This is a genomic window from Klebsiella sp. WP3-W18-ESBL-02, assembly GCF_014168815.1.
Taxonomy (GTDB): domain Bacteria; phylum Pseudomonadota; class Gammaproteobacteria; order Enterobacterales; family Enterobacteriaceae; genus Kluyvera; species Kluyvera ascorbata_B.
Genome location: NZ_AP021972.1, coordinates 3,811,151 through 3,827,705 on the forward strand (window position 1 = coordinate 3,811,151; position 16,555 = coordinate 3,827,705).

Consider the following 16,555-nt stretch of genomic DNA (forward strand, 5'->3'; position numbering starts at 1 on the left):
TAACCGCCTTCCCCCCCTATACTGGCCCGCGTTGCGTTCCATTAACCTTATAAATTCAAAGGAGAACCCCATGGTTCTGGTTACTCGTCAAGCGCCTGACTTCACCGCTGCAGCGGTACTGGGCAACGGTGAAATCGTTGAGAAATTCAATTTCAAACAGCACACCCAGGGTAAAGCCACCGTTCTGTTCTTCTGGCCGATGGACTTCACCTTCGTCTGCCCGTCTGAGCTGATTGCCTTCGACAAACGTTACGAAGAGTTCCAGAAGCGCGGCGTTGAAGTGGTTGGCGTCTCTTTTGACTCCGAATTTGTTCACAACGCATGGCGTAACACCCCGGTCGACAAAGGCGGCATCGGTGCGGTGAAATACGCGATGGTGGCTGACGTTAAGCGTGAAATTCAGCAGGCTTACGGTATCGAGCACCCGGACGAAGGCGTTGCGCTGCGCGGTTCCTTCCTGATCGACGCTAACGGCATCGTGCGTCACCAGGTGGTTAACGACCTGCCGCTGGGCCGTAACATTGACGAAATGCTGCGTATGGTTGATGCGCTGCAGTTCCACGAAGAGCACGGCGAAGTGTGCCCGGCACAGTGGGAAAAAGGCAAAGAAGGTATGAACGCGTCTCCGGACGGCGTGGCGAAATACCTGAGCGAAAACGTCTCCAGCCTGTAATCGGTTGAATTGAAAAAAGGCTCGCCATGGCGAGCCTTTTTTATGGCTTAATCCGCACGTTCTTTTTTCACTTCCCGCCAGATTCGCCACGCCATAAACGCCAGCACGGCCACCCCAAGTATCAGTGCCCCCCACACCAGCAGCGTTTGCCACTGGCTTTGCTGTTCGCCAACCGACGTTGCCGTCAGCCGCGCGTCTCCGCCAAGCGTGACGTTATCGCCAGGAACCGCCCACGGAAGCTCGTTGATGGGCTGCGTTGTACGCAGCGAGGCCGGAATCAGTAAATCGAGCCCAACATCGGCCTGCTCTGCGGCCCGATTTCCCCACGCCAGCACATAGGGGCCTTTGCCCTGCGCGTTAAACACCAGTTGATAGCTGTCGCGCGCGCCGCTCAGCGCGGGAAGCGCCTGCGGTAATCGCGCGCTGACGGTTTTCATCCTGATGGCCTGAATACGTTGGCCGGAGAAAAGAATATCTTCTGCGCGTTTCCCCTCCAGACGATACAGCACGGTTTTTGTCAGCGGTTGCCAGGGCTCATTTTCATCGCTACGCCAGGCCAGCTCCACCGGCAGAACGCCTTCGCTGGCCAGATCGATACGTAGCGACGTCAGAGGCTGCGGCCGCGTCCAGCGCCAGATGGCTTCCTCATCCGATAGCCGCTCCCCCTGAGCCATTATCACGATCTGCTCTGACTCGGGTTCGTTTGCCTCAGCGATGGCGCTGACGCTGCGTAACGCCGGCGCCGGACTTTTCGCGTCGAAGATCACCAGCAGGTAGCGATTACCTTGCGCAGAGAGCGTCAGGCTGGCGCTGATAGTGTCCATTTTCAGACGATCGTTATCGCGCGTCAGATCCAGCAACGGCGCGTCTTCTTGCACAGGCCGCCAGTTACGCAAATCACGGCTGACATAAACTGAGGCTTTACCCTGCCAGCTCTGTGCCGGCGTCTCCCAGTTAAGCCGCAGCTTCGCCAGCGAAAGCGAGTCCGTCATCGTTTCAGGCAGCGTCAATAAAAAGCTCTGTCCAATGGCGCTGACGTCATCGCTTTGCAAATGAATTTCGACCCCGCTTTTGGCGCGAAAAACCAAAGACTCACCACCGGTTCGTGCATCATCGCGCGGCGGGGCCAGCGACATATCGAGCGGAAACAGCCGCAGCGCTATCGCCTCTGGCGTCACGCTCCGGGTTTTCTGCGCCACCAGCGCGAACGGCACCGTATCCCCCTGATGGTTAAAGACCCGCACATCGCGCAAATCCGGCCAGGCGGTGCTCTTATAGACCGTTTGCGGAAGCGAAACGCGATACCACGGCGATGTGCCTGAGGTTTCCAGCACAACGCCTGACGCATAATCCGTAGGCGATTCCTGAACGCTTTCGCTGCTGAGCGCGGCCCCCGAGGCGGCGAGCAGCACGCCGCATAATGCCGCATTAATCCATTTCATTTTTCGTCTCCTCTTTGGGCGGTAACGGCGAAAAATACCCAACGATAAGCACCAGAATCGCCACGCCAATAAACGCAACGGCACGCGCCAGGCCGCCGCCGCGGGCGCTGTCTACCAGCATCAGCTTCACAATGACTATCCCGAGCAGTACGGCGCCACACAGCCATTCCCGACGGGAGCGACGCCGCGTCGCACGCAGCATCACGATCAACGCCGCCAGCATCCAGAACAGCGCGAAACAGGTCTGAATCAGCCGCGAATGCCACAGCGCCTCCACGTTCCAGGCCACTTCACCGTACCAGGCCAGCGAGCGCAGCAGGATGCCATTCAGCCACCAGAAGCTGAGCGACAGCAGCGCAACCAGCGGCCAGGGGCGGCATAGTGAAAGCGGCGTCGGGAAGTCGCGCTGTGAAACGCGATAAAACACGATCAGCCCCAGTAGCGCAAAAGCGGCCCCCTCTTCCAGCGGATTCACCAGCGGCAGCCAGCTCTGACGATAAACCACACCATCCTGCAAATTCGTCAGCACCAGCAGGATAACCAATGCCAGCGCAACCGGAATCATCGCCTGAGAAGCGTAGAGTGCTGGCCAGACGCGGAACGGCCATCGCTGACGATGAACCGCCTCATTGACGAGGAAGATAAGCAGGCCACCCGCGGCCATCATCAGGCCACTGCCCCACGCCGCCATGCCCCATGGCAGATCCTGCGTAAACCAGAACAGCTCCGTCGCCAGCGCCAGCAAAATCATCCAGAAAAGCGACAGGTGCGCCAGTCTCGACAAACGCGATGGCAAGGCTGCGGCATCACGCCAGAGCAGCGCCCCCGCCGCGGGTAAGGCCAGACACCAGGCCAGATTCTGCCAGCCCGCGGCAAAAATCACCTGCTGCGAAATCTGCGACATCAGCACCACCAGCATCGTCGGCCACAGCAGCCATTTACTGGCATCCAGCGCCCGCCATGCCAGACGTTCGGCGACCATCCGCCAGCCCCAGACCGATATTGCCATGAGCGCCAGTACGCCAGACAGCACCAGCGAGTCTTTTTTCAGCACCAGCTGCGATGCACCAATGAGCGCAACTATCCAGAAGATCAGGCCGCCAGCCAGCAGAACCCAACTGCCCTGGCGCTGAATATGACGCCACAGCCAGGCCGCGGCCAGCCAGCTGAGGCTAAGTACTGCGAAGATCAGCATCAGGGAAAGCGCAGACGTCCCGTTCATCTGCGCCCACAGCGCGCTGCCCACGGCCAGTACCAGCAGCGCCGTGCCGCTATAGCTCATTCGCCGCTGCTGCTGCTGAACGCCCAGCCAGAGGATGCCGAGACCTTCCAGCGCCCAGGCCATCGCCGTCCAGCGTGCCGAAAGCGCCAGCGGGATAGCGAGCGTGGTGAATACCCCGCCCAGCGCCAGCGCCGCCAGCACCAGCGGCCTTCCCAAAGCCGGATAGCGACGCAGTGCCAGCCAGGCTAACGCCAGATAGAAACCGCCGTAGCCTAGCGCGCTGAGCGCCGGGCCGTATTCCATATGCCGGGTGATAGCGTACTGCATACCAAAACCCATTAACGGCGGCGCAAACAACAGCACCCCATCAATAATCTGCTTACCTTTCTCCTGCGCACGTAGCGACAGCGCCACGCTCAGCACGCCAAAAAGGATCGTATTGGCTATCAGGAAAAGCTGGCAGCTCAGGTAATACTCCGGCCGATAGCCGTCGAGCCCCCAAATACCGCCAACGCCAAAGGTAAACAACAGGCCGAGGAGGTTAAGCTCCCGCCAGTGTTGCCAGATGCTAATCGCGAGAATACCGACGGAAAGCAGAAGGTAGAAAGAGAAGAGCGCCACATGGCTGCCGCCGCCGGTGGAAAGCAGCAGCGGTGCCAGATAACCGCCGAGGCTTGCCAGCATTGCGAGGCTAAGCGCTTTTTGTAAAATAGCCAGGCCCACGCTCGCCGCGCAAATGACCACCAGCAGCACGAAAGCCAGCGTGATTGGCAGCATCTGCCACAGCCGGAACGCCCCAAAGACGGTGAGATAGAGCGCCCCCGTCGCCCCGCCTTGCAGGATAAGCGCATACACCGGTTGCTTATGCCGCAGCCGCCATCCTACGACCAGCAGGACAATCGCAAACAGCGCCGCTGCCGCCAGGCGCAGCTCCAGCGGAAATAGGGAATGTTCAACCGTGTAACGCAGCAGGAAAGAAAGACCGAGGAAGAGCAGCAAAATCCCCAGCTTTGCCAGCGGGTTGCCTTGCATAAACCAGCGCACCAGGGACGACATGATTCCGCCAAAAGCGGATGGCTGTTGAGCAGGCGGTTTAGGGATCGGCACCGTTTCCGTTTTAGGCTGCGCACGCCAGGGGTTTTCAGGCTCAGGGGCAACGTCGATAACGGGCGGCTTGTCAGGCATCGGCTCGGGCAGCACCGCTGCGGGTGCGACTGCCGCGGCCTGTGGCTGCGGCGCATTCGCCGCACCGCGCTGCTCAAGCTCGTCTATCCGACGGCGTAATAATGCCAGCTCTGCGCTAACGGCCGTGCTGCGCCGGAATGCAACAATCGCCAGAACCGGCACCACCACCAGCGCGAAGAATAGAACGATACAGCCAAGGGTTAGCAGTTCATCCATGTTTCCACCTTCACTGTCTATGGAAACAACAGAATGACACAAATTGTTGCATTTGTGCCATGTCTGTTAGCAAAGTGAACGGCGTTTTAGCAAAAAGAGACAGCCCCTACGCACGCGTAAGGGCTGGAAGAAAGGGTTAGAACGAGAAGCAGGAACAGCCCAGCGCGCCCCAGAACGCGCGATCGTCGGATACCGGCACGCCGGATTTACGCGCTAAGTCATGCTGGTGTCCGTGAACGCCGCAGCTCCCGCAGCACTGGTGCATCTGCACCACCGCGCCAAGATGCTCTGTTCCCGGAGGCGCAGAACGGTAGTGCCCCGGGACTTTCACCACCGGAGACCATTCCGGCAGGACCGGAATCGGCGGCGGTGCCAGCGGCGTAAAGTGCCCGGCGGCGTACACCACGCGGCCATCGACGAGGGTCATCACCGACTCAATACCTTTAATTTCCTCTTCCGGTACGCTGAAGTAATCTTTCGACAACGTCACCAGATCCGCGAGCTGTCCAGCGGCGATGCGGCCTTTTTTCCCCTGCTCGCTGGAGAACCAGGCGCTGCCTGCCGTCCAGAGTTCCAACGCCACATCACGCGGCAGTCGGTTTTCGTCGTCGTACATCGACATTCCGCCAACCGTGCGCCCGGACACCAGCCAGTACAGCGCCGTCCACGGGTTATAGCTTGCCACGCGGGTTGCGTCGGTCCCTAAGCCAACCGGGACCTCCATCTCCAGCATCTTCGCCACCGGCGGCGTATGTTTCACCGCATCTTTGCCGTAGCGATCGACAAAGTATTCCCCCTGGAACGCCATACGATGCTGCACCGCAATACCGCCGCCCAGCGCCTTCACGCGCTCGATATTACGCTCGGTAATGGTTTCTGCGTGGTCAAAGAACCAGTGCAGGCCGTTAAACGGAATATCACGGTTAACCTTCTCGAACACATCCAGCATGCGGCTGATGGATTCATCGTAGGTGGCATGCAGGCGGAACGGCCAGCGGTGTTCAACCAGATGGCGCACCACACGTTCCAGCTCATCTTCCATACCCGGCGGCAGGTCCGGTCGCGGCTGCAGGAAGTCCTCAAAATCGGCTGCCGAGAACACCAGCATTTCGCCCGCACCGTTGGCGCGATAGAAATCGGTGCCCTGGCCCGGCTTGAGCATATCGGTCCAGCGCTCAAAGTCGTCCAGCTCCTGCTTCGGACGCTGGGTAAACAGGTTATAAGCGATACGAATCGTCATCTGCTTGTTGGCATGCAGCTGTTCGATAATTTCGTAATCATCCGGGTAGTTCTGGAAACCGCCGCCAGCGTCAATGGCGCTGGTCAGCCCCAGACGGTTCAGCTCGCGCATAAATTGACGAGTGGAGTTAACCTGCTGCTCCAGCGGCAGCTTCGGCCCTTTCGCCAGCGTGGCGTAGAGGATCATGGCATTCGGTTTCGCGATCAGCATCCCGGTTGGGTTGCCGTTATTGTCGCGCACGATCTCGCCGCCCGCCGGTGCCGGCGTCTCTTTGGTGTAGCCTACGGCCTTCAGCGCCGCACGGTTAAGCAGCGCGCGATCGTACAGGTGCAGCACGAACACCGGGGTATCCGGCGCGGCATCGTTCAGCTCTTCCAGCGTCGGCATACGACGTTCGGCAAACTGGAACTCGCTCCAGCCGCCGACGACCCGCACCCACTGCGGCGACGGGGTACGGTCGGCCTGCTCTTTAAGCATCCGCAGCGCGTCAGCCAGCGACGGCACGCCTTCCCAGCGCAGCTCCAGGTTATAGTTCAGACCGCCGCGAATCAGATGCAGGTGCGAGTCGTTCAGCCCCGGGATCACCGTGTGACCGTGAAGATCGATAATTTGCGTGCCTTCGCCAGCGTAAGACATCATCTGCGCGTCGGTGCCGACGGCAAGGATCTTACCGTCGGCAATCGCCACCGCTTCGGCGCGGGGCTGTTGGCTATCCAGGGTATGAATCTGCCCCTGGGTTAAGATCAGTGTGGCTGTTTGTGACATAGCGTTCTCCTTGCGCCGGATCAGGCTTTTTTCAGCCAGCCGGCAAACAGGCGGGTCACGATGGGCATCCAGAGCCAGACCACCAGCGCGACCACACAGGCATCATTGATAAAATGCAGCAGCAGGGTTCCTTTGAGCGACGGCAGAAGCGCGCCCGTTATCACGGGCACCAGGTTAGTGCTCGGGAAAATCACCAGCAGGGTTATCAGGAACTGTTTCCAACGCTTAGGCTGGCGGACGTGCGCTGTCGGCGGCGTAAACCAGAATGCGGCTTCGGTACGCACTTCGGTGCGATCCCCTTCCGCCAGCAGTGGAGAAATGTCATCGACCAGCTTGCGACGCACGTCGGACTGAGTCCAGGCGTAAAGATGTTCGAGAGTATCGAAACGAATAATGATGTTCCACGCCGTCTGTCCGTCAACCGGGCGGATCACGTTTGCCCCCAGATGGCCGGGATAGTTCGCCGCAACCGGCATAATTTCGCCGAGCCAGGCTTCATACTGCGCGACGTGTTCAGGACGAATGGCGTGGGTGATGACCAGAGTGACGTGCTTTTGCGTCATGACGATAGGTTCCTTGCGCTTGCAATTCGGCGGGGTCACCCCCGCCGGTATCCTCACCTTAGGCTTTGCGCTCAGGAGCGCCATGCACCATGGTGTAAGCGTAGTCCACACCCATGCCATAGGCACCGCTGTGCTCGCGCACCAGATCCATCACCGCGTCGTAGGTCTCTTTACGCGACCAGTCGCGCTGGTACTCCAGCAGCACCTGCTGCCAGGTTACCGGCACGGCGCCAGCCTGCACCATACGGTCGATAGAGCGTTCATGCGCATCCACCGAGGTCCCGCCAGAGGTATCGGTGACAACGTACACTTCATATCCTGCTTCCAGCGCCATCAGTGCCGGGAAGGTCAGGCATACTTCGGTCCACAGCGCGGAAATAATCAGTTTTTTACGCCCGGTCGCTTCCACTGCTTTCACAAAAGCCGCATCTTCCCAGGAGTTCATCGAGGTGCGTTCGATAGGCTTAACGTCCGGGTGAACGGCAAGTAATTCCGGCCAGATATAGCCACTAAAACTTTTGGTTTCAACAGAAGTGTAAATCACTGGAACATTGAATATTTTCCCAGCCTTCGCTAGCGCTACGGTGTTATTTTTCAGCGTCTGACGATCGATATTTGCCACGCCAAAAGACATTTGCGGCTGATGGTCAATAAAGATAAGCGTAGAGTTGGTTGGATTAATCAGTTCCCGAATAGACATAACATACCTTCCTAATCAATTAGTTAGTGGCAATGAGCTGTAACTGCCGTGAGCAGGCGGATCCTGAATCAGAAAGCTTGTTGAGTATAGCGGGAAATTTCTAACGAGTTATTAAAGAAAATTTACCATCCTGTGACGGGATTATTTTCTAATTGTGGAACATCAACATCTACATCAAAAAAATGCGAATGTTATATCTAATTTATTCACTGGCATTATTTCGGCCTATTCGTTAAAACTGACTAATTAATTTTTAAGGATATTTTAAGCTCATGCGCATAAATCTGGATGTTTTGCTGATCCTCGACGCTCTCGACAAATACGGTACTTTCGCCGCCGCCGCCGAATCACTGTTCAAGACCCCAGCCGCGCTGAGCTACATGATCCAGAAGCTGGAAAGCGATCTGAGCATTGAACTGCTCGATCGCTCCGGACACCGGGCCAAATTCACCGATACCGGACGCATGATGCTGGAGAAAGGCCGTCTGCTGCTGAACGCGGCAAAGGATTTGGAAAAACAGGCGCAACAGCTCAGCTCCGGCTGGGAAAAAGAGCTGGCGATCGCCCTGGATGAGTCGTTTCCCTTTTCGGCGCTGCTGCCGCACATCGAGGCATTCTACGGGCTGAACAAGCAAACGCGCCTTAACTTCACCCACCATACGCTGGCCGGTTCCTGGGAAGAGCTAACACACAACGGTGCCGATATTATTCTCGGCGCCATCAACGAGCCGCCCACTTCCGCCGCCTGGTCGTACCGTATGCTGGGGACGCTGGACAATGTTTTTGTCGTCTCGCCCAATCACCCGCTGGCTGACGCTCAGGAAGGCTTATCCAACGAACAGCTGTGCCTGCATCGGGCGGTGGTGATAAGCGACAGCGCCCGCCATTGCCACCCGCTGCAAACCAACCTGATGGATGAACAGCCGCAGATTCGCGTTGATGATTTTCACAGTAAAGTGAAGCTGTTGCTCGCCGGGCTTGGCTGCGGTTTTCTGCCGCGCCACATTGTCAGCCCATGGCTGGCGAGCGGCGAACTGGTGGAAAAAACGGTTATCTCATTTCGTCAGAAAGATGTTGCCTACATTGCCTGGCGCAACGGCAGCGATGGGCTAGCACAGCGCTGGTGGCGGGAAACCCTGCTCGCCAGCGCTGAAATTGCACACCTCTATCAGTGAGTGGTCCACACCGTTGCGGAGATTGCTGCCAGGGTCAGCGTGCGTTCAGCAAGCTGGCCTTCCCCTTCCCGCCGTTGCCAGCCGCTCACGGCGAGCAGCGGTGAATCCGCCAGCGTGACCTCTGCCGCATCGCCACGGTTAATCGCCACCAGCACACGTTCTGCGCCAAGGACGCGCAGGAAAATGACCACATCGCCTTCGGCATACAGCACCTGACACGCGCCGCAGCGCAATGCCGGAGTCACCTTGCGCAACGCCGCCAGCCGCTGATACAGCGCCAGCAGCGCGCCGTCCTGCTGGTGTTCATTCCACGGGAACGGCTTACGGCACATCGGATCGTTATCGCCATCGAGCCCAACCTCATCACCATAGTAGATGCACGGCACGCCGGGCCAGCTGAACAGCCAGACCACCGCCAGCGGTAGGCGCGCCACATCGCGGCCCAGCAGCGACTTAAAGCGCGCGGTATCGTGGCTATCAAGCTGGTTAAACATGCGCAACTGCTGCTGATGTGACAGCCCGGCGCGGTAATCCTCCATCCACGCCATGCAGGTTTGTGCATCGATGTTCTGCGGATCGTAGGAGATATCGGTGTTCGCAAGGAAGCCCCACAGCGGAAAAGTGAAGCCGCGATAGTTCATCGCCGCATCTTCCGCATCCTGCTGTAACCACTGCCGCGCGTCGCCAAAGTGCTCGCCAAAGACAAACGCATCCGGACGCGCCGCTTTCGCAGCCTGCGTAATGGCGACCACGTGCTGAAGGTTGTTTTTCGCCCCGCCCGCCTCGCCAAGCATATGCACCACGTCGAGCCGCCAGCCGTCCATATTCCACGGCGCTTTCAGCCAGTGGCGCACGATACTGTCCTCATCGCCGTAGATATCCGCTTGCAGCGACGATGACCGATAGTCCAGCTTCGGCAGGCTGGCGTAGCCCAGCCAGTCCAGCGCCCTACCGTCGGCGGAGAAGCTGTAGCGATCGCGCCACGGCGACGTGGCATGGTGGCAGGCGCCGTGGTCACCGCACTGATGGCGGTCAAACCAGGCGTGCGTATCGCCGCTGTGGTTAAATACGCCGTCGAGAATCAGCCGCATCCCCGCACGCTGTGTAGCATGACGCAGGCGCAGCAGCGCGTCGTTACCGCCAAACTGCGGGTCAACTTCGCGATAATCTTGCGTATCGTATTTATGCACGCTCGGTGCGGTAAATACAGGATTCAGATACAGCGCGGTTACGCCCAGCGCTTTCAGGTACGGCAGTTTTTCACAAATGCCATTGAGATCGCCGCCGTAAAAGGTTGAGCCACCCGCCTCTGCGGTCAGCGGTTGGTCCCAGTCGCGCAGGATAATATCGTGTCCAGCGGCGTGATGATGGTAGACCTTATCCTGCTGCGCACCGCGCGCCGCGCCACGGGCAAAACGGTCGGGGAAAATCTGGTAAAAGATCTGATCCGTCACCCACTGCGGCCCTTCATCCGGGCAGTCATAGGCAAACAGCTCCAGCTTCGCCGGCGGAATAGCGCTGAACCCCTTAGGCGCAAACCACAGCTGACGATCATCCCACAGCAGTTTAAAACCGTAGCGGCGACGCGCCTGGCCTTCATGCAGCTTGATTTCCGCCCGCCACTGCACCACATCCGGCGCGGGCGCTTGGCTACTGCGGCGCATCGGCACCGCCATCTCTTCATTATCCACCTCCGAGCGCAGAGTTACCCGCTGCGGCAGGTTATCGCCGCGCAGCCACAGCTTAATAATCAATTTATCCTGCTGGCGTTTTATAAAGGGCGCAACCGGAAGGTGCCAGGCGTTCAACATCATTTTTCCCCCATCATCAAAATGAGCACACCTTGCCATAGGGCTATTTTACCCTACTCATCTTTTAAACTTTTTTATAGGGAGGAGGACGGGGGCGCAGATTTGGGCCATAAAAAACCCGGCGCGAGGCCGGGTTTATCAACGCTATCTTAACGATTAGCGACGGCGGCGAGTTTTAAACACCCATCCCACCAGCAGCAGCAGAATCCATGCAAACCCGACGTACAGCGAGATGCGGGTATCCGGATGGTAGCCAATCAGGCCGATGATGAACACCAGGAATACCAGCCCGATAACGGTGGTCGTCACGCCGCCAGGCACTTTGAACTTCAGCGCCTTCACTTCGTCAGCCGACAGACGGCGACGGAACGCCACCTGCGACAGCAGGATCATAATCCACACCCAAACGGTGGCGAAGGTGGCCAGTGAGGCAATGACCAGGAAGACGTTCTCCGGCATGATGTAGTTCAGATACACCGCGAACAGCAGCGCGATAGTCATCACCATTACCGTGACCCATGGAATGCCGCGGCGCGAGGTTTTCGCAAACACCTTCGGTGCGCTGCCCTGCTCGGCCATGCCGTGCAGCATACGGCCGACGCCGAACACATCAGAGTTAATCGCCGACAGCGACGCCGTCAGTACCACAAAGTTGAGGATGCTGGCCGCAAAGGTGATGCCCATATGCTGGAAGGTCAGTACGAACGGACTACCGTCGGTGCCCACCTGGTTCCACGGGTAAATAGACATAATCACAAACAGCGTGCCCACGTAGAACACCAGAATACGCATCGGCACGGAGTTGATCGCCCGCGGGATGGATTTTTCCGGGTCTTTTGCTTCACCGGCGGTGATACCGATGATTTCAATACCGCCGTAGGCAAACATCACCATTTGTAACGACATCACCATGCCGAGCCAGCCGTTGCTAAAGAAGCCGCCGTTGCTCCACAGGTTATGAATCCCCGTGGGCTGCCCGCCGTTGCCGATACCCCAGATGATGATACCGAAGCCCGCCACGATCATGATGATAATGGTGGCCACTTTGAAGAAAGAGAACCAGAACTCCAGCTCGCCGAACACCTTCACGCTCATCAGGTTGATGGCGCAGATAATCAGCACCACGCTGAGTACCCATATCCAGTGCGGCACCGCCGGGAACCAGACGCCCATATAGATGCCGAACGCGGTCACGTCGGCAATGGCGACAATCAGGATCTCAAAGCAGTAGGTCCAGCCGGTGATATAGCCCGCCAGCGGCCCGAGGTTTTCCTGCGCGTAGCGAGAGAACGAGCTGGCGGCGGGGTTATGCACCGACATCTCGCCCAGCGCACGCATAATAATATAAGCAGCAACGCCGCCGATAATATAGGCCAGCAGAACGCTTGGCCCGGCCATCTTGATGGCGTCGGCGGAGCCATAAAACAGCCCCGTACCAATTGCCGATCCGAGGGCCATAAAGCGAATGTGACGGGTGCTTAGCCCGCGCTTCAGCTTGTTGTTTTCCATCGTTTCCAGTGCCATGTCATACCCATCATCTCCGCGCTGGCGGCATGCCGCAGCACGAACGACTTAGGTGAAAGTACCCAAAATAAAAAACCACGGAACATCACGTTCCGTGGTTAAGACACCGCCTTTGCGACGCGGGTTAGTGCGCGCTTGATGTCACCTGACGACCCGCCGTACGGTCCCAGACAATAGCCAGAACCGCCATGACAACCGTCGGCATCAGCCAAGCCAGCCCCTGCTCTGCCAGCGGCAGACGGGCAGTCCATCCTGGCAGTACGTCTGCAAACGCAGAAGCTTTAATACCGTCAAGGATACCAAAAACAAGGCTGATAAACATCGGGGGTGCAATAACGCGGCCCGAATTATGCCACCAATTGCGGGTAAAGCTGAGCACGACAAGTGCGATACACGGCGGATAGATAGCCGTCAGTACCGGAATAGAGATCTGAATCAGGTGGCTCAGGCCCAGGTTCGATACGGCCATCGAGAACAGGCCAAGAATAAACACCAGCGTACGATACGAGAACGGCAGGTACTGCGCAAAGAACTCAGCGCAGGCACAGGTCAGGCCAACCGCCGTCACCAGACAGGCGATGAAGATCAGCGCCGCCAGCAGGAAGCTCCCCGCGCCACCAAAGGTGTGCTGTACGTAGGCATGCAGAATTGCCGCACCGTTGGCATTTTGATCGACCAGCGTCGCGCTGTCGGAGCCCAGACGGAACAGCGCCAGATACAGCAGCGTCAGGCCGACGCCCGCCATCAGGCCAGCCCAGATGGTGTAGCGGGTCAGCAGACGCGCTTCCGTAACGCCGCGAGAACGCGCCGCATTAACAATCACGATACCAAACACCATCGCGCCCAGCGTATCCATGGTCAGGTAGCCGTTCACAAAGCCGTTTGAGAACGGCGCTGTTTCATAGGCTTCCAGCGCGTGGCTGATCGGGCCAGCAGGCCAGATAATCGCCGCAACGGCGAGCACAATCAGCGCAACAATTTTCAACGGAGCCAGGAAGTTGCCGACGGTATCCAGCAGCTTGCCCGGATACAGCGACACCAGAATCACCAGCGCAAAATAGATAACGCTGTAGATAAACAGCGGCAGTTCGCCGCTGCCGGTTAACGGCGCAATACCCACTTCAAAGGAGACGGTCGCGGTGCGCGGCGTCGCAAACAGCGGGCCCACCGCCAGATAACAAACCGTTGCCAGCAGAACGCCTGCAACCTTGCCGATTGGCGTACTCAGGCTATCAACGCCGCCGCCCACTTTCGCCAGCGCGACCACGGTCAGCACCGGAAGACCAACGGCAGTAATCAGGAAGCCAATCGCGGCGACCCAAACGTGAGGACCGGCCTGCAGGCCAACCATAGGAGGGAAAATGATGTTACCTGCGCCAACAAACAACGCAAAGGTCATAAAGCCCAGAGCGATGATGTCACGCGATTTTAATTGATGGGTCATATGTAACTACTGCCTGTGGATGTGGTGTTGTAAAACAAAATTTGTCTCACCGGAACCTGCGGAATGATACAGAGGAAACCGGCGATAAACTCAGCGGGATATGCTCCCTTCGCGGCGTAGAGAAGAATAGTTTTTTGATTTACCGCGAATACACAGTCCGTTAGGGACCGTATGGGGGCCAATTTAAACGCTTATAACGTTTTAAAGCAACACGGGATCGCAAAACCAGATGATTATATTGATACTCAATCAATAACCAGATTGATTAACTGGTATTAAGAAAAACATCTGGCTAATCATGCGAACAAAAAACAACCAGACGTTCGTTAATCGTCCAGCGAATTGTTGACTGCAAAGCAAACAGACCAGCCGAAGCTGGTCTGTGGAAAGCTATGCTGACAGGCGGGCGATTAGCCGTTATTTTTGGCAATTAAACGTTCCGGCAGTAGAAAACTAAATCGCGACCCTTTCCCCATTTCGCTGGCGATCTCCAGCCGGCTATCGTGATGACTGACCGCATGTTTGACGATAGCCAGCCCCAGCCCGCTGCCGCCGGTCTGCCGTGAACGCGCCTTATCCACGCGATAAAAGCGCTCGGTGAGCCTCGGCAGGTGTTCCGGTGCAATGCCCGGCCCGTTATCCTCGACGCTAAACAGCGCGCCGTGCGGCGCGTGCTGCCAGCGTACCGTAATCAGCGTGCCTTCGGGCGTATGGTTAACGGCGTTATAGACCAGGTTCGACATAGCGCTACGCAGCTGCTCTTCGTTGCCCAGCACCTTCAGCGTCTCATCAATCTCAAAATGGAAAGAATGCTTATGCTGGCTGAGCGTTTGCGCCTCGCGCTCCACCACTCTCAGCATCATTGGCACGTCGATTTTTTCGTTCAGCGCCAGCGTCGGCGAGGCCTCAATCTTCGACAGCGTCAACAGCTGGCGCACCAGCCCCTCCATACGCTGGGTCTGCTCGCGCATAGTGTGCAACGCTTTCTCGCGCACGTTACCTTCCAGCACCTGCTCCTGCATCATTTCCAGATAGCCTTGCAGTACGGTGAGCGGCGTGCGTAGCTCATGGCTGACGTTGGCAAAGAAATTACGCCGCGCCCCTTCCAGCTGATGCATCTGAGTGACGTCGCGCGCCACCATCAGCAGCTGGCGATCGGTATACGGCATCACGCGGATTTCCAGATGACGCCCGTTATTCAGCACCAAGTGCAGCGGCTTAAGGAACTCGCGTTTTTTGAGGTGTTGGGTAAATTCGGGGTAGCGCAGCAGGTTGAGGATGTTTTGCCCGCTATCATCGGGCCAGCGAAGACCCAGCAGCTGCTGGGCAAGGCCATTACACCAGAAAATGGCTCCCTCTTCGGTGGTTAACACCACCGCATCCGGCAGCGACTCGGCGCCGCTGCGGAAACGTTTGTTCAAATTTCCCAGCTCGCGGCGGCGCTTTTTATTACGCAGCTGCATCTGGTTCAGCCCATACAACAGCGGTTCCCAACTGCCGCGCCCCGGCGGCGGGGTCATACTTCTATCGACCCACAGCCACCAGGAAAGGCGCAGTAAATTCCAGAAATGCCACACCAACAGCCCGGTCACTGCCGCCAGCAAAAACCACGGCAGATAACCAAAAATCAGTCCCAGTATCACGGCCGGGAGACAGCACAACAGCAGCTCCAGGGCCAGCCTTTTCCATGACAGCCGTTCCAGCACGCGTCACACTCCTGTCAAAAATTAGAAACGGGCGGAAAAACGGTAGCCCGTGCCGCGAACGGTTTGCACCATGCGGTCATGACCGCTGTGTTCAAGCGCCTTGCGCAGGCGGCGAATATGCACATCAACGGTACGATCTTCAACGTACACGTTGGTTCCCCACACGTGGTTCAGCAGTTGTTCGCGGCTGTAGACGCGCTCGGGGTGAGTCATAAAGAAATGCAGCAGCTTAAATTCGGTGGGGCCCATATCCAGCGGGTTTTCGCCGGTCATCACCCGGTGAGAGGTCGGATCCAGGCTCAGGCCCTGCATCTCGATCACCTCTTCCACGGCCATCGGCGAAATACGCCGCATCACCGCTTTAATACGCGCCACCAGCTCCTTCGGCGAGAACGGTTTGGTGATATAATCGTCGGCGCCCGTTTCCAGACCGCGTACCCGATCTTCCTCTTCACCGCGGGCGGTGAGCATCACCACCGGAATGTCACGCGTTAACGCTTCGCGTTTGATATGCTTGATAAATTGCAGTCCCGAACCGCCCGGTAACATCCAATCGAGCAGGATAAGATCTGGCCAGGGTTCATTCAGTTTGCTGACTGCGCTATCGTAATCTTCGGCTTCTACCGGCTGAAAACCGTTTTGTTCCAGCACGAAACAGACCATCTCGCGAATTGGCGCTTCATCTTCAACGACCAGAATACGTCTTGCCATTATTTGCCCTGTTTTTAGACATCAGTATTATATACGACGTCATTATGCGTCAGATTTATGACAGTTTTATGATAAACATGACCGTTCGATGATCGCGCTTAACCGTTTATGACACGGCCACAACGCGCGCATCGACCCCAGCGTAGGTGAATGTTTATAATCAACTTTACGTCACTTC

12 protein-coding genes are annotated in these 16,555 nt (G+C 57.6%); 2 read left to right on the forward strand and 10 right to left on the reverse strand.

The window, feature by feature from the left end:
* The first annotated feature begins 70 nt into the window (after positions 1–70).
* Positions 71–673: a peroxiredoxin gene (locus H7R56_RS18225; protein WP_106928052.1), complete on the forward strand. Its 603-nt coding sequence runs from the start codon at positions 71–73 to the stop codon at positions 671–673.
* A 47-nt stretch (positions 674–720) separates the two neighbouring features.
* Here the strand turns inward: H7R56_RS18225 and H7R56_RS18230 are convergent, their stop codons facing one another.
* From H7R56_RS18230 to H7R56_RS18250, 5 genes are all read right to left on the reverse strand, one after another.
* Positions 721–2,115 (reverse strand): DUF3999 domain-containing protein, encoded by a 1,395-nt coding sequence (locus H7R56_RS18230; protein WP_106928054.1) that lies wholly within the window; start codon positions 2,113–2,115, stop codon positions 721–723.
* Positions 2,102–4,738, reverse strand: a complete 2,637-nt coding sequence (locus tag H7R56_RS18235; protein WP_106928056.1) for a DUF2339 domain-containing protein — start codon at positions 4,736–4,738, stop codon at positions 2,102–2,104. Before H7R56_RS18235 ends, H7R56_RS18230 begins: the two co-directional genes overlap by 14 nt.
* Positions 4,739–4,874: 136 nt before the next feature.
* Positions 4,875–6,743, reverse strand: coding sequence for an amidohydrolase (locus tag H7R56_RS18240; RefSeq protein WP_106928058.1), 1,869 nt, complete (start codon positions 6,741–6,743; stop codon positions 4,875–4,877).
* 20 nt (positions 6,744–6,763) lie between these two features.
* Entirely contained in the window at positions 6,764–7,306 is a 543-nt protein-coding gene (locus H7R56_RS18245) for an antibiotic biosynthesis monooxygenase (protein WP_106928060.1), read from the reverse strand.
* 58 nt (positions 7,307–7,364) lie between these two features.
* On the reverse strand, positions 7,365–8,006 hold the full coding sequence (locus H7R56_RS18250; RefSeq protein WP_106928062.1) for a hydrolase: 642 nt from the start codon (positions 8,004–8,006) through the stop codon (positions 7,365–7,367).
* A gap of 272 nt (positions 8,007–8,278) precedes the next feature.
* Here H7R56_RS18250 and H7R56_RS18255 point away from each other — a divergent pair, with 272 nt between their 5' ends.
* On the forward strand, positions 8,279–9,181 hold the full coding sequence (locus H7R56_RS18255) for a LysR family transcriptional regulator (protein ID WP_106928064.1): 903 nt from the start codon (positions 8,279–8,281) through the stop codon (positions 9,179–9,181).
* Here H7R56_RS18255 and malZ read toward each other — a convergent pair.
* The 5 genes from malZ to phoB form a co-directional block, all read right to left on the reverse strand.
* Complete coding sequence (malZ, locus tag H7R56_RS18260) at positions 9,175–10,992, reverse strand: maltodextrin glucosidase (protein ID WP_106928195.1); 1,818 nt, start codon at positions 10,990–10,992, stop codon at positions 9,175–9,177. The genes H7R56_RS18255 and malZ overlap by 7 nt on opposite strands.
* A gap of 156 nt (positions 10,993–11,148) precedes the next feature.
* Entirely contained in the window at positions 11,149–12,501 is a 1,353-nt protein-coding gene (proY, locus tag H7R56_RS18265) for a proline-specific permease ProY (RefSeq protein ID WP_106928197.1), read from the reverse strand.
* 139 nt (positions 12,502–12,640) lie between these two features.
* The gene (gene brnQ / locus H7R56_RS18270) at positions 12,641–13,960 is read right to left on the reverse strand and encodes a branched-chain amino acid transporter carrier protein BrnQ (RefSeq protein ID WP_106928066.1); all 1,320 of its coding nucleotides are present in this window, start codon (positions 13,958–13,960) and stop codon (positions 12,641–12,643) included.
* Between the two features lie 410 nt (positions 13,961–14,370).
* A complete protein-coding gene (gene phoR, locus H7R56_RS18275; RefSeq protein WP_182928329.1) occupies positions 14,371–15,666 on the reverse strand; it encodes a phosphate regulon sensor histidine kinase PhoR in 1,296 nt (431 codons plus the stop codon).
* A 21-nt stretch (positions 15,667–15,687) separates the two neighbouring features.
* A complete protein-coding gene (phoB, locus tag H7R56_RS18280; protein WP_106928070.1) occupies positions 15,688–16,377 on the reverse strand; it encodes a phosphate response regulator transcription factor PhoB in 690 nt (229 codons plus the stop codon).
* Between the last annotated feature and the right edge of the window lie 178 nt (positions 16,378–16,555).

Excerpts from the sequence above, each read along its gene's own strand:
- H7R56_RS18225 (WP_106928052.1), top strand. The coding sequence starts at position 71 with ATGGTTCTGGTTACTCGTCAAGCGCCTGACTTCACCGCTGCAGCGGTA.
- H7R56_RS18230 (WP_106928054.1), bottom strand. The coding sequence starts at position 2,115 with ATGAAATGGATTAATGCGGCATTATGCGGCGTGCTGCTCGCCGCCTCG.
- H7R56_RS18235 (WP_106928056.1), bottom strand. The coding sequence starts at position 4,738 with ATGGATGAACTGCTAACCCTTGGCTGTATCGTTCTATTCTTCGCGCTG.
- H7R56_RS18240 (WP_106928058.1), bottom strand. The coding sequence starts at position 6,743 with ATGTCACAAACAGCCACACTGATCTTAACCCAGGGGCAGATTCATACC.
- H7R56_RS18245 (WP_106928060.1), bottom strand. The coding sequence starts at position 7,306 with ATGACGCAAAAGCACGTCACTCTGGTCATCACCCACGCCATTCGTCCT.
- H7R56_RS18250 (WP_106928062.1), bottom strand. The coding sequence starts at position 8,006 with ATGTCTATTCGGGAACTGATTAATCCAACCAACTCTACGCTTATCTTT.
- H7R56_RS18255 (WP_106928064.1), top strand. The coding sequence starts at position 8,279 with ATGCGCATAAATCTGGATGTTTTGCTGATCCTCGACGCTCTCGACAAA.
- malZ (WP_106928195.1), bottom strand. The coding sequence starts at position 10,992 with ATGTTGAACGCCTGGCACCTTCCGGTTGCGCCCTTTATAAAACGCCAG.
- proY (WP_106928197.1), bottom strand. The coding sequence starts at position 12,501 with ATGGAAAACAACAAGCTGAAGCGCGGGCTAAGCACCCGTCACATTCGC.
- brnQ (WP_106928066.1), bottom strand. The coding sequence starts at position 13,960 with ATGACCCATCAATTAAAATCGCGTGACATCATCGCTCTGGGCTTTATG.
- phoB (WP_106928070.1), bottom strand. The coding sequence starts at position 16,377 with ATGGCAAGACGTATTCTGGTCGTTGAAGATGAAGCGCCAATTCGCGAG.